The sequence below is a fragment of the Duganella sp. GW822-FHT06D06 genome (assembly GCF_058799615.1).
In genome coordinates, this window is record NZ_JBXALQ010000005.1 from 1 (window position 1) to 13,245 (window position 13,245).

Sequence of the window (13,245 nt, forward strand, 5' to 3'; positions counted from 1 at the left end):
TACAACGGTCATTGTTTCTCCTTGATGGCGGCAGTGTCCTGCCAAATGACCGTTTACACAAAATTATTTACACCCTCTCTTTCTGGTTGGCTGGACAGTCTCCTTCTTCCTGCATTTTTTGAATGGAATTCATCCTTTCCCAGCCGAGATATTGGACTTTATTACAAAATTTGAACTATATTTGGTTTATGGTGACTCAGTGTTATGCGTGTTCGTGTTGTTGGGCGGTGCATTTCGCTTTATCGCCGAAGGATGGGAGAATCGAAAATGAGGAACAGATTGCTTGGCTCGTTCTTGGAGGGCTTCAAGAACAGTTTCCGTCTATCGACGTCGCTGGTGACGTCGGTCGTCGCGACCATCGCCACCTTTGCCCATCATCATCGTGCAGAGGCCCCTGCGAGATCCGCCAACCAGAAGATATCGAGGAAACATAGGAAGCGATAGACATCGATTTGTCTAAAGTCCCCGCTATCGGGACGCGAACGTTACAAGCGTTACAATCAGCTTCATCGCCTTGTCATATGCACTGCTGTATACTGCGCGATCACGCCCGCCGGCAATACCTGGAATTAGCATATGAACAAGCGCCCGACGCTCTCCCTGAAGTCCCCCGTCAAGGCGGCAGCGCCCAAGCTGCGCGCCAGCCATGCGCGCGAGCTGAAGCCGGCGCTGCAAACCAGCTTCCAGACCGGCCTCAAGCCCGATTCGCTGGCTTACAGCCTGATCGGCGCCGCCCAGGCGGTGGCCCAGGTCCGCACCGGCACCAACCTGCCGCAGGCGCTGGCCCAGGTCTGGTCCAGGGGCGACGCCAGCCCGCAGGCGCGCGGCGCGATGCAGGACATCGCCTACCGCTGCATGCGCCAGCTGGGCCAGAGCGAGATCTTGATCGGCCTGATGGCGCCCAAGGCGCCGGAGCCGCTGGTGGCGGCCCTGCTGGCCTGCGCGCTGGCGCTGATGACGGCGCCGGACGAAGTCCAGCCCTACGAGGAATTCACCGTGGTCGACCAGACCGTGACGGCGGCCGACGCCCATCCGGACACCGCGCGCGCCAAGGGCATGGTCAACGCCGTGCTGCGCCGCTTCCTGCGCGAGCGCAAGGCGCTGCTGGAGACCGCGCTGCTGCAGCCGGTGGCCAAGTGGAACTATCCGCAATGGTGGATCGACGCCGCCAAGGCCGCCTGGCCGCAGGACTGGCAAGACGTGCTGGCGACCGGCAACACCGCGCCGCCGCTCACTTTGCGCATCAACGCCCGCAAGACCAGCATGAGCGACTACCTGGCCACCCTGGACGCGGCCGGCATGGCCGCCACCCAGATCGGCCCGTACGCGGTGCGCCTGGCCAAACCGGTCGGCGTGACGCTGATCCCCGGCTTCAACGACGGCCTGGTGTCGGTGCAGGACGCCGGCGCCCAGCTGGCCGCGCCGCTGCTGGACGTGCGCGACGGCATGCGCGTGCTGGACGCCTGCGCCGCGCCCGGCGGCAAGACTTGCCACATCCTGGAACTGGCCGACGCCAGCGTGACGGCGCTGGACGCCGACGCCAAGCGCCTGGCGCGGGTCGGCGAGAACCTGGAGCGGCTCGGCCAGCAGGCCACGCTGCGCGCCGCCGACGCCCAGAGCGCCGAGTGGTGGGACGGCACGCCGTTCGACCGCATCCTGGCCGACGTGCCGTGCACGGCGTCGGGCATCGTGCGCCGCCACCCGGATATCCGCTGGCTGCGCCGCAAGGGCGACACGCTCCAACTTGCAACACTTTCGTCCAAAATCCTCGACAACCTTTGGCAGATGCTCGCACCGGGTGGTAAATTGCTCTTCGTGACATGTTCCTTGTGGCCGCAGGAATCCGAAGCCCAGGCAGCCGCGTTTGCCGTGCGCAACCAGGCTGTGCGGCTGGATGCGCCCGGCCAGTTGCTCCCCGCCGGTGGCGCAGGGCAGGATCACGATGGTTTGTTCTACGCGCTGTTCCAGAAAAATGCGTAATCGTTTTGCCTGCTTTGTTGCCCGCTTATTTGCCAGTACGCTACCGACGGACCTTTTGAACACCGGCCCCCACGTGACATCACGATTTTTTCGCCTCCTGATTGGACCACTGCTGCTGATCATGGCCTGCCTGCTGCCGCAGGCCGCCAGCGCCGCCGACGGCGTCGATATCCGTCGCTGGCAGATCGAGGCCAACGAAGAAGGCTACCGGCTCAACGCCAAGTACAGCTTCGAGCTGACCCACGACATGGAGGAAACGCTGCAATACGGCGTGACCCTGTACTTCAGCACCGAAATCGAATTCACCCGTCCGCGCTGGTACTGGTTCGACGAGAAGGCCATCGTCAAGCGCCAGACCATCAGCCTGTACTACAACGTGCTGACGCGCCAGTACCATGTGACCATCGACGGCAACGTGCGCCACTCCTTCTCGACGCTGGAGGACGCGCTGTTCCTGATCCGTAGTCCCAACCGCTGGGTGGTGGCGCCGCGCGGCGCGCTGGAGGTCGGCAAGACCTACAACGTCAAGCTGAGCATGGGGCTGGACCCGAACTACGTCTCCAAGCCGCTCAAGGTCACTGCCCTCAACAGCGCGGAATGGCGCCTGGCGTCCGACAAGAAAATCTTCCAGTACAAGGCGGAGTAAGTGAGCACTGCCCTGCGGTATTTTTCCGTCGTCGGCGGCGCCGTCATCAGTATCCTGCTGTTCCTGCTCGCTTCCGCCTCCGACAACTCCGGCTTCTTCGACCGCTACTACGCCTGGCTGCTGGGCCTGAACGCGGCGGTGGCCGGCGCGCTGCTGCTGCTGGTGACCGTGTCGCTGTTCCGCCTGTACGGCCGCTACAAGAGCGGCAAGTTCGGCTCCAAGCTGATGACGCGGCTGGTGCTGCTGTTCGCCGCCATCGGCGTGCTGCCGGGGCTGGTGATCTTCCTGGTGTCGGTGCAGTTCGTCTCCCATTCGATCGAATCGTGGTTCAATGTGCCGGTCGAGGAGGCGCTGGAGTCCGGCATCAACCTCAGCCGCGCCGGCCTGGACGCGGCGCTCAAGGAACTGACCGCCACCGCCAACAAGACCGTGCAGCAGCTGGCCGAACAGCCGTACGGCACCGAGCGCGCCGCGCTGGCCGGCCTGGTCAAGGGCCAGGCCGGCATGCAGAACGCCATCATCGTCGATGCCGAAGGCGGCCTGATCATCAGCGCCCGCGCCAACCGCAGCGGCAACCTCAGCGCCGACCTGCCGACCCGCGAAATGATGGCCAAGGCCAAGGAGAGTGACAGCTACGGCGCGCCCGAGGGCGGCAGCGAGCTGCGCAGCAACCTGATCAACGCCCCCGTCGCCACCGTCGACAACGCCAACCAACTGCGGCTGCGGGTGGTGATGGCGATCCCCGACCTGGTGCAGGCCAACGGCACCCACCTGGCGCCGCGCTACCTGCAGCTGATCCAGCTGGCGCCGGCGCAGCTGGCGGCCGACGGCGAGACCATCCGCAGCGCCTATTCGGACTACAAGGAACGCTTCATCGCCCGCGTCGGCCTGCGCAAGATGTACATCGTCACCCTGACGTTGACCCTGCTGCTGGCGGTGTTCGGCGCCATCGCCAGCGCCTTCCTGATCGCCAGCGACCTGGCCCAGCCGCTGCTGCTGCTGGCCGAGGGCACGCGCGCGGTGGCCGAGGGCGATTTGTCGCCGCGGCCTATCGTCGCCACCTCGGACGAGCTGGGCACGCTGACGCAATCGTTCAACACCATGACGCGCCAGTTGTCGGACGCCCGCAGCGCCGTCGAGCGCAACCGCTCGGCGCTGCAGAACGCCAAGGCCCACCTGGAATCGGTGCTGGCCAATATGTCGGCCGGGGTGATGGTGCTGGACCATGAATTCCACCTGATCAGCTGCAACGACTCGGTCGAGCGCATCCTGCAGCAGGCCGGCGTGACGATGATCGGCCAGAAGCTCGACGAGATCGAAGGCTTGCAGGAATTCGGCGGCGCCATCGTCGCCGCGTTCGCGGCGCAGAGCGCGCAGTCGGCGGCCGGGCGCAGCCTGCAGCGCATGCACTGGCAGCGCCAGATCGAGGTGCCGCGCCGCTCCGCCAGCCTGGACGACAACGACCAGACCCTGCTCACGCGCGGCTCGCGGCTGCCGGTCGAAAGCGGCGGCAGCGGCTACCTGGTGGTGTTCGACGATATTTCCGACGTCATCTCGGCGCAGCGCTCGATCGCCTGGGGCGAGGTGGCGCGCCGTTTAGCGCACGAGATCAAGAATCCGCTGACGCCGATCCAGCTGTCGGCCGAGCGTCTGCAAATGAAACTGGAAGGCAAGCTGTCGCCGGCCGACACGGAGCTGCTCAACAAGGGCACCGCCACCATCGTCAACCAGGTGGCGGCGATGAAGCGCATGGTCGACGATTTCCGCGACTACGCGCGCACGCCGCCGGCCGTGCTGGAGCCGCTGGACCTGAACGCGCTGGTCGAGGAGATCCTGCACCTGTACCTGCGCGGCGAAGGCGACGACATCATCCACCCGCAACTGGCGCCCGGCCTGCCGATGGTGATGGGCGACCAGACCCAGCTGCGCCAGGTCATCCACAACCTGCTGCAGAATTCCCAGGACGCGATGGCCGAGCGGCCGGAGGGCGCGCCGCAAGCGCACATTGACGTGATCAGCGAAGCCATTCATTATCAGGGCGCGGACGGCACCGCGCGCACCGCGGTGCGCCTGGCGATCTCCGACAACGGGCCGGGATTCGCGCCGAAAATCCTGGCGCGGGCGTTCGAACCGTATGTCACATCGAAGGCCAAAGGCACCGGCCTGGGCCTGGCGATGGTGAAAAAAATTATCGATGAACATGGGGGCCGGATCGATATCCAGAACCATGTCGATAGAAGTGGCGCGTCGGTATTGATTTTGCTGTTAAAGTTAGCACCGACGTCGCAAAATACCTAAGTAGCACTGATTAAAAAAATCATTGCCGGCCATGAGCGGGCGAAATGAGGAAGGCAAGGGAAGATGGCAAACATTCTGGTGGTGGACGATGAAATGGGTATCCGCGAGTTGCTCTCGGAAATCTTGAGCGACGAGGGACACGCAATACAATTGGCGGAGAACGCCCAGCAGGCGCGTGAGGCGCGGGCCGCAGGCGCGCCCGACCTGGTGCTGCTCGATATCTGGATGCCGGATACCGATGGCGTGACCTTGCTCAAGGAGTGGCAGCGCGACGGTTTGCTGACCATGCCGGTGATTATGATGTCGGGTCACGCGACCATCGATACGGCGGTCGAGGCGACCCGCATCGGCGCGCTGAACTTCCTGGAGAAGCCGATCGCCCTGCAAAAACTGCTGAAAGCGGTCCAGCAAGGCCTGACCCGCGCGCAGGAAACGGTGCGCGCTCCGGCGCTGGCGCCGCGTCCGATCGCGACGGCCCAGGTTGAAGAGGCGCAAAACGCCGGCTTCAACCAACCGAACCCGGCGGCGGCGATCTCCGTGCGCGGCGGTGCCACGGTGGCCGGCGCGGACAATCACATGTTCAACCTGTCGTTCGACCTGCCGCTGCGCGAGGCGCGCGACGCCTTCGAGCGCATGTACTTCGAACACCACCTGGGCCGCGAAGGCGGCAGCATGACGCGCGTGGCCGAGAAGACCGGGCTGGAACGCACCCACTTGTACCGCAAGCTCAAGCAATTGGGCGTGGAGCCGGGCAAACTCGCAAAAAAGGGCGCCTGAGCCCGTGACCGGACCCATGTCCACCGGTGCAGCCCCCAAGCGGGCGCCGGTGCCGACCTGGCTGGTCATTGGCTCCCGCGCCCGCGAGCGCGAAACCGCCATCGCCGCACACCTGGAAACCGGTGTGCCCAGCGTCGTCATCCTGGAAGGCCTGTCGGACGGAAGTTCGGCACTGGCCTTCGATCCCGCCGACCGTCCCTCCGCAGTAGATTCCCTACAACAAGATTCCGTACCGCAAGTGTTGCGTATTGCCCCAGGCTGTCTTCATTGCAGCGGCAATCTCATTTTGCGAGTAACATTGAATCGTGTGTTGCGCCGTCCTCCCGCGCGGCTCTACATCAGCCTGGCATCCGCCGAGCACCTCGAACCGCTGCGTTCCTGGCTGTCCGAGGCGCCCTACGGTGAGTTGCTGGATTTGCAATCCGACATCGCGGCCTGAACCCCGCCCGCTGATCGGCCTTGATTTGGCCTTGAATCGTCCGCCTTCAGCCCCATTTCGGTACTGAAGGCGCAACCGATAAGTGTTACGCCCCTTGTGAAAGGAAGCAACATGAACCTCATCTATAACAGCGAGCAATACAGTGTTGTCGAGTTTGGCGCGGACCGTACCCTCGATGCGCTACGCTTCGGCGGCTATGAGATTGTCGACAAAGGCGGCAAACGGGAGATCTTTATCAACGGCATCCTGGCGCAGAACTTCCGCCGCGACGTCAATGAACTGATCGCCGGCGAACCGACGATGGCGGAAATCGATGAATTTTTGGGCAGTTATGATGAGCTGATGAGCCATCCGGTGCTGCTGCACTGAAAAAAGCGGGTGGCGCATGGTATGGTTCTGCTGTAACAACAGAGAACCAGACCATGTGCCAACTTCTAGGAATGAACTGCAATGTCCCGACCGACATTGTGTTCAGCTTTACCGGCTTCGCCATGCGCGGCGGCCACACCGATACCCACCACGATGGCTGGGGCATTGCCTTTTTCGAAGGCGCCGGCGTGCGCCACTTCGTCGACCACCAGGCCGCGATCGCTTCGCCGATCGCCGAGCTGATCAAGCGTTACCCGATCAAGTCCACCAACGTCATCGCCCACATCCGCAAGGCCACGCAGGGCCAGGTGGCGCTGGAGAATTGTCATCCCTTCGTGCGCGAGTTGTGGGGGCAGTACTGGGTGTTCGCCCACAATGGCGACCTGAAGGAGTTCGCGCCGGTGCTCAACGGTTCCTACCGTCCGGTCGGCACCACCGACAGCGAACAGGCGTTCTGCTACATCCTGCAGCATTTGCGCGCCCGCTTCGGCGAGCAGCGCCCGCCGCTGGACCAACTGCGCGCCGCGCTGGGCGAGATGGCGCGCGAGATCGCCGGCTACGGCACCTTCAATATGCTGCTGTCGTCCGGCGGCGAGCTGTTTGCCCATTGCTCGACCCATCTGTACTACCTGGTGCGCCAGCATCCGTTCGACACCGCCAAGCTGTCGGACGAGGATGTCAGCGTGGATTTCTCGCAGGTGACCACCCCCAACGACCGCGTCGCCATCATCGTCACCCAGCCGTTGACGACCAACGAACAATGGACGGCGTTCGCTGCCGGCGAGTTGAAACTGTTCATCGACGGGGTGCCGCAGGCTTAGGGCCGGCCAAATTATCCGAGACAGGGGCAAGTATTGCTGTCAAAATATTAGTACGGCGAAATATTAGCCCCATGTTTTGTACTGATAGAAGCGATGATCGATCTCTCCCTACACGATACCGGCCCTCGAAGCCTGCGCGTGCGCGAATTCTATCTGGGCCGCCAGCCCATCCTGGACCGCAACCAGACGCTGTTCGGCTACGAGTTGCTTTTCCGCAATGCTCCGGTCGGCCCGGCACACATCACCAGTGAATTGTCGGCCACGGCGGCCGTGATCGCCCACGCCTCGCAGCTGGGCATGGAAAAAACCATCGGCGACGCCCTGGGCTTCGTCAATGTGGATGCCGATGTGCTGATGACCGACATCTTTTCCTTCCTGCCGCGCGAAAAAGTGGTGCTGGAAGTGGCCGCATCCATGCCGCTGACGCCGCAAGTGCTGGCGCGCATGACGGAACTGGCCGGCCACGGCTTCAGCTTCGCGCTGGACGACGTCACCGGCGACAACCCCAACGTGGCCGCGCTGCTGCCGCTGACCGAATACGTCAAGCTGGACATGCGCAATATTCCGCTGTCCACGCTGATGAAGCTGGCCCCGCGCTTCCGCCAGGACAAGAAGAAACTGGTGGCGGAAAAGGTCGAGACCCGCGAAGAATTCAAGAATTGCCTGGACCTGGGCTTCGATTTCTTCCAGGGCTATTATTTCGCCAAGCCGGTCATCATGAGCGGCAAGAAGCTGTCGCCGTCGCAACTGGCGGTGATGGAGTTGATGACCTTGGTTACCTCGGAAGCGGACAACCTGGAAATCGAGCGCGCCATCAAGCGCGACGTGTCGCTGGCGCTGAACCTGCTGCGCCTGGTGAACACGCCGGCCGTGGGCGCCCGCCAGCGCATCGATTCGCTGAGCCAGGCCGTGACGATACTGGGCCGCCGCCAGCTGCAACGCTGGCTGCAAATCATGCTGTACGCCGAGCCGAGCAAGCGCGGCCACAGCATGACGCCGCTGCTGATGCTGGCGACCACCCGCGGCCGCCTGCTGGAGCTGTTGGCCGGCAAGCTGCGTCCGAGCCAGCGGCAGTCCGCCGATGTCGCCTTCACGGTCGGCATCATGTCGCTGATGGACACGCTGTTCGGCATCCCGATGACCGAAATCCTGTCGCAGATCCCGGTCAACGAGGAAGTGTCGGAAGCCTTGCTGTACCGGGGCGGCTTCTTCGGCGACCTGCTCAAGCTGGCCGAATGCATCGAACGCATCGAAGAAATGGACGACTACATCGTACCGACGCTGCGCGACCTCGCCATGTCCACCGACGAACTGGTGGAACTGGAAATGGCCGCCTACGAATGGAGCGACAACGTGGTGCGCTACGCGCTGTAACGCACCACGCTAGCCGGGTTACGCCACGTCAGTTCATGTTGCGTGGCCGGCGCCCGGCCAGTGCTTGTGCAGCTCGGGATCGGTGCGCATTTCCCACAGCGCCAGCACCGCCACGGCGATGCCGACCACCAGCGAGTTCCACATCAGCTCGCGGTTGTCGGCGATTTTCAGCACCCAAGGGGAAACCGCCACCCATATCCCCACCAGCAGATTGAGTACCACGGCCCAGAAGTAGGTCTTGTACAGATCGAACGCCGCCAGCAGCGCCACCACCGCGCCGGAGATGAACGCGGTCCATGCCTGGATCGACGGTATCGGATAAGCGAACACCCATGGTGAGATGAAGAACCACAGCCCCAGCAGCAGGATCACCTGATCCTGCCAGCGTTTGAGCGATGGATTGTTTGCCGGATTGTTTGCCATGTCTGCCTCCCTGGTTACTAGTCAACACCTGCCGCCGGATGGCGGCGTTCATTCTTAGGCCGCGCAACAACGCAAAAGTTCACGCCAGCCGCTCCGTCCTTGCCATCCTGGCATCGCACCGCTATGCTTGCCGCTTATCGAAAACACATGGTGGGCTCGCTTATGGCATCGGTTTTACTCAGCGTGAATCAGGTTTCCAAATCCTACGGCGCGCGCAAGGCGGTGGATGGCGTGTCGTTCCAGGTGCGGCAGGGCCAGACCGTCGGCCTGATCGGCCCCAACGGCGCCGGCAAGTCCACCACGGTCGGCATGATCTGCGGCCTGCTCAGCGCCGACAGCGGCAGCATCGCCATGGACGGCGTCACCATCGGCCAGGGCTCCAGCGAGGCCAAGCGCAAGATCGGCTTCGTGCCGCAGGACCTGGCGCTGTATGAAGACCTGTCGTCGCTGGAAAACCTCAAGCTGTTCGGCGCGTTGTACGGACTCAAGGGCGCGCTGTTGAAGCAGCGCTGCGAGCAGGCGCTGGCGCTGGTCAACCTGGCCGACCGCGCCAACGACCGGCCATCGACCTATTCGGGCGGCATGAAGCGCCGCCTCAACATCGCCGCCGCGTTGCTGCACGATCCGCAGTTGCTGATCCTCGACGAACCCACCGTCGGCGTCGATCCGCAAAGCCGCAACGCCATCTTCGACACGCTGGAAACGCTGAAGGCGCAGGGCCGCTCGCTGATCTACACCAGCCACTACATGGAGGAAGTCGAGCGCCTGGCCGACCACATCGTCATCATCGACCACGGCAAGGTGCTGGCCGACGAAACCCCGGCCGCGCTGTACCGGCGCCTGCCGGCGCAGGCCGCCTTGCGCGCCGAGCTGGCCGCCGCGCCGTCGGCCGCGCTGCTGTCCGGTGTGCAGGCGCTGCCGGGCGTGACCGGCGTGCAAAGCGACGGCAATGCGCTCGACATCGGCCTGGCCGACGCCTCGCACGCAGCGGCCACACTGGCCTGGCTGGCCGCGCAGGACGTGGCGCTGCTGCACTTCGCCACCGCCAAGACTTCGCTGGAAAACATCTTCCTCAACCTGACCGGCCGCAGCCTGCGCGACTGATAGGAACACTATGATTGCTTTGATCGCCCTGGTCCGCAAGGACCTGATCCTCTATATCAACGACAAGCGCGCGCTGATGCTGCACCTGCTGATGCCGGTGGTGCTGGCGGCCTTTTTCGGTTCGCTGTTCGGCGGCGGCTCGGAAGCCAAGACCAGCAAGATCGAAGTCGGCCTGGTGCTGCTGGACCAGTCCGACAACGGCAAGAAAATCGCCGCCGGCCTGCGGGCCGACAGCGCGCTCAAGATCGTCGAGTTGAGCGACGCCGAGGCGCAGGCCAAGGTCCGCTCCGGCAAGCTGTCGGTGGCGGTGGTGATCCCGGTCGGCTTCGGCGAGCAGGCCGCCGACGCGCTGTTCAGCGGCCAGAACAAGCCGCAACTGCCGGTCTATTACGACCCGTCGCAATCGACCATGCTGGCCATGGTGAAGGGCATGCTGACGCAGCAGGTGATGCAGGTGACCAGCGCCGCGGCCATGAGCCCCAAGGGCAACAAGACCACGGAACGACAGCTGGCCGAGCTGCGCGACAGGCCCGGCAAGGATCCCGAGACGGTGCAGCTGAGCGAGTTCCTCACCAGCTTGAAGAAGTACCAGGACCAGCGCGTGGCCGCCGACGCCGAGAAGGAAGCCGCCGCCAAGGCCAGCGGCAAGCCGGCGCCGGCCGACGCGCCGGTCGGCATGAGCATGCCTTACACCACGCAGGACCAGGCGCTCAGCAGCGGTCCCAAGTACAACGGCTATGCGCACTCGTTTGCCGGCATGGGCGTGCAGTTCATCTTGTTCATGGGGATCGACATGGGCATCGGCATCTTGCTGGCGCGCCGCATGGGCATCTGGAACCGCCTGCTGGCGGCGCCGGTATCGCTGGCCACGGTGCTGATGGGGCGCGCCATTTCCGGCGCCATCATCGCCATGGGGCTGATGTGCGCGATGTTTGTTTGCGCCATGCTGATCTTCAAGGTGCAGATCGGCAGCGTGGCCGGCTTCCTCGGCATCGCGGCCAGCTTCTCGCTGATGACGGCGGCCTTCGGCCTGCTGATCGCCGCCTTCGGCAAGACGCCGGAAGCGGCGCGCGGCATCGCCACCTTCGCCACGCTGATCATGGTGATGCTGGGCGGCGCCTGGGTGCCGTCCTTCGTGTTCCCGGAATGGGTGCAGCAGATCACGCTGGTGGTGCCGACGCGCTGGGCGGTCGACGGCTTCGACGCCGTCACCTGGCGCGGCCTGGGGCTGGAAGGCGTGCTGGCGCCGATCGCGGTGCAACTGGGCTTTGCCGCCGTGTTCGGCGGACTCGCCGGCTGGAAGTTCCTGCGCGATCAGAAGTAGTATGGCGTTCTGGAAGGTGAAATTTGACACCATTCACATATAAGGCGATGTCCTCCTGATGAATCACGCATTTACCATTTCCGTGCCACACCTTCAGACGGAACGACTAACGCTTCGTGAATATCGGCGCGCCGACTTCGGCTTATTTGCAGACCATTTGGCGAATCCGGAAAGCTCCGCTCATTTGGGCTCAGTTGACCGCCAGACGGCTTGGAGAATCTTCACGTCACATTCAGGATTATGGCTCGTAGACGGAGCTGGATGGTGGGCGATAGAGGATAAGCAGACCGGCCAACTTGTCGGCACTGTGGGAGCCTTCTTTCGCGAACAATCAACCGAGATGGAAATGGGATGGAATACCTATCGCCCATTCTGGGGGCGAGGATTTGCGAACGAGGCGGCTGCAGCAGTTTTGAACTATGTGTTCGAGGTTCGCCGCGAATCGAAAGTTAGAGCGCTTATCAGTTCCGGCAATGATTCATCGCGACGCGTTGCCGAGCGCCTGGGAATGACCTACGAAATGGAGACTGAGCTGAACGGCAAGGCAATCAGCAGTTACATGCGTGAGCGCACGTGAATCGGCGCTTGTCGGCCAAGACCGGACATTTAACTTTAGATAGACTATGAGATTTCTTGAACGCTTGATGGATTGGGAAAGCACAGCTTATTTCGTCGGCGTAATTGCTGGGCTCGGTGTTGTTGGGTACATTGTCTCAAATTGGTTTCTAGCATTTTGGAGTCACGGCAGCTATGCCGCTGCGTTGGCATTATCGGTAGCTGGGATTTTGTTGGCTGGCCTCGCTTTGGTTCGGGTTCCCATTGCACTTATTGTTGTGTTTGGTGGGGCAGCTGTATCAGCTACGGCATTTTTTTCGGGTCATCTTAACCTTTTGTTGCCGTAGGCGCTGGTTCCGCATCCGGCCAATAGCAGACACCCCAAGACAGGTAAGTTTTAAAGAGAGTCGCATGAACTTGAATTTGAAGGCCACATCCCTACCAGAAATTGAGATGCTTCGCCGTAGATGTAAGGCGCTGGCAATGCTCGATGCCTTGATCTGCCCTGAATGGGACTATCGGTATTACAGCTTCAATGCAAACTGGTCAACAGGTGAAGAAATGGCTTCCATGCGCAATGGGCAAGGAGATGAGTGGTTCCTTTTGTTCGATAAGGCTGGCGCGGTCCTCAAAGGTTTTGCCCACGAATCGGACGTTGCTAAGTCAGACTATGCGAAGAGAATCCAAATTGAAGTCCCACCGAGCTTCAGCTCATTCTTGTCTGAGCCTGCGTTTTCGATGGACGACGCCACATTTTGTTATTGGAGGAGCGTTGGTGCCTCTGAATGGTCGAAGGTAAGCCCCAAGGACCCGGAATTGGATGATGGCAGTACGGCTATGCTTGCGCTCCTTGCAGATTCAGCGGAGTCATATGTTGATTTTGCAATCGATTACTTTGAGGAAAATATTTCTGTTGAACTCGTTCGTTGTGTGTATAGCCTTCAGCCTATAGATGAACGACTAGTTTCATCTGTAAATTCTGAACTAGCAATTGCCGATGCGCTGACTATGGCACGAGAGATTGGGTATCCGATTGTACACGGGCTTTCCGGCAACTAGCGGCCAGTAGCTGCCTGTGGCGTTTGACGATAGATTTTTATGCGGCCAGAAATTAGAAGACTAGTCGAGTTAGGTC

The 13,245-nt window shown here is 62.2% G+C and carries 14 protein-coding genes; 13 read left to right on the top strand and 1 reads right to left on the bottom strand.

Features of this window, described 5'->3' with window-relative positions:
* Positions 1 to 576: 576 nt before the first annotated feature.
* The 8 genes from rsmB to AC1RMD_RS10645 all read left to right on the top strand — a co-directional run bounded on the left by rsmB (position 577) and on the right by AC1RMD_RS10645 (position 8,704).
* The gene (gene rsmB, locus AC1RMD_RS10610; protein WP_492926384.1) at positions 577 to 1,980 is read left to right on the top strand and encodes a 16S rRNA (cytosine(967)-C(5))-methyltransferase RsmB; all 1,404 of its coding nucleotides are present in this window, start codon (positions 577 to 579) and stop codon (positions 1,978 to 1,980) included.
* On the top strand, positions 1,973 to 2,626 hold the full coding sequence (locus tag AC1RMD_RS10615) for a DUF4390 domain-containing protein (RefSeq protein WP_492926386.1): 654 nt from the start codon (positions 1,973 to 1,975) through the stop codon (positions 2,624 to 2,626). The genes rsmB and AC1RMD_RS10615 overlap by 8 nt, the downstream gene beginning before the upstream one ends.
* Positions 2,627 to 4,924, top strand: coding sequence for a sensor histidine kinase (locus tag AC1RMD_RS10620; RefSeq protein ID WP_492926388.1), 2,298 nt, complete (start codon positions 2,627 to 2,629; stop codon positions 4,922 to 4,924).
* Positions 4,925 to 4,987: 63 nt separating this feature from the next.
* Positions 4,988 to 5,701: a response regulator gene (locus AC1RMD_RS10625; protein ID WP_492926390.1), complete on the top strand. Its 714-nt coding sequence runs from the start codon at positions 4,988 to 4,990 to the stop codon at positions 5,699 to 5,701.
* A gap of 16 nt (positions 5,702 to 5,717) precedes the next feature.
* Complete coding sequence (locus tag AC1RMD_RS10630; RefSeq protein WP_492926392.1) at positions 5,718 to 6,140, top strand: GTPase; 423 nt, start codon at positions 5,718 to 5,720, stop codon at positions 6,138 to 6,140.
* A 111-nt stretch (positions 6,141 to 6,251) separates the two neighbouring features.
* Complete coding sequence (locus AC1RMD_RS10635) at positions 6,252 to 6,509, top strand: BTH_I0359 family protein (protein WP_020704859.1); 258 nt, start codon at positions 6,252 to 6,254, stop codon at positions 6,507 to 6,509.
* 53 nt (positions 6,510 to 6,562) lie between these two features.
* Positions 6,563 to 7,330: a class II glutamine amidotransferase gene (locus tag AC1RMD_RS10640; protein WP_492926394.1), complete on the top strand. Its 768-nt coding sequence runs from the start codon at positions 6,563 to 6,565 to the stop codon at positions 7,328 to 7,330.
* Between the two features lie 93 nt (positions 7,331 to 7,423).
* Complete coding sequence (locus AC1RMD_RS10645) at positions 7,424 to 8,704, top strand: EAL and HDOD domain-containing protein (protein ID WP_492926396.1); 1,281 nt, start codon at positions 7,424 to 7,426, stop codon at positions 8,702 to 8,704.
* A gap of 33 nt (positions 8,705 to 8,737) precedes the next feature.
* On the opposite strand, the gene AC1RMD_RS10650 is transcribed toward AC1RMD_RS10645, so the two are convergent.
* On the bottom strand, positions 8,738 to 9,127 hold the full coding sequence (locus tag AC1RMD_RS10650; protein WP_492926398.1) for an SPW repeat protein: 390 nt from the start codon (positions 9,125 to 9,127) through the stop codon (positions 8,738 to 8,740).
* Positions 9,128 to 9,289: 162 nt separating this feature from the next.
* On the opposite strand from AC1RMD_RS10650, the gene AC1RMD_RS10655 reads away from it, so the two are divergent.
* The 5 genes from AC1RMD_RS10655 (at position 9,290) to AC1RMD_RS10675 (ending at position 13,169) form a co-directional block, all read left to right on the top strand.
* Positions 9,290 to 10,231, top strand: a complete 942-nt coding sequence (locus AC1RMD_RS10655; RefSeq protein ID WP_492926400.1) for an ABC transporter ATP-binding protein — start codon at positions 9,290 to 9,292, stop codon at positions 10,229 to 10,231.
* A 10-nt stretch (positions 10,232 to 10,241) separates the two neighbouring features.
* Entirely contained in the window at positions 10,242 to 11,555 is a 1,314-nt protein-coding gene (locus AC1RMD_RS10660) for an ABC transporter permease (RefSeq protein ID WP_492926402.1), read from the top strand.
* A 58-nt stretch (positions 11,556 to 11,613) separates the two neighbouring features.
* Positions 11,614 to 12,132 carry a GNAT family N-acetyltransferase gene (locus AC1RMD_RS10665; RefSeq protein ID WP_492926404.1) on the top strand — a complete coding sequence of 173 codons (519 nt, stop codon included), beginning with the start codon at positions 11,614 to 11,616 and terminating at the stop codon, positions 12,130 to 12,132.
* 46 nt (positions 12,133 to 12,178) lie between these two features.
* A complete protein-coding gene (locus AC1RMD_RS10670) occupies positions 12,179 to 12,457 on the top strand; it encodes a hypothetical protein (RefSeq protein ID WP_492926406.1) in 279 nt (92 codons plus the stop codon).
* Between the two features lie 64 nt (positions 12,458 to 12,521).
* Complete coding sequence (locus AC1RMD_RS10675; RefSeq protein WP_492926408.1) at positions 12,522 to 13,169, top strand: hypothetical protein; 648 nt, start codon at positions 12,522 to 12,524, stop codon at positions 13,167 to 13,169.
* The last annotated feature ends 76 nt before the right edge of the window (positions 13,170 to 13,245 follow it).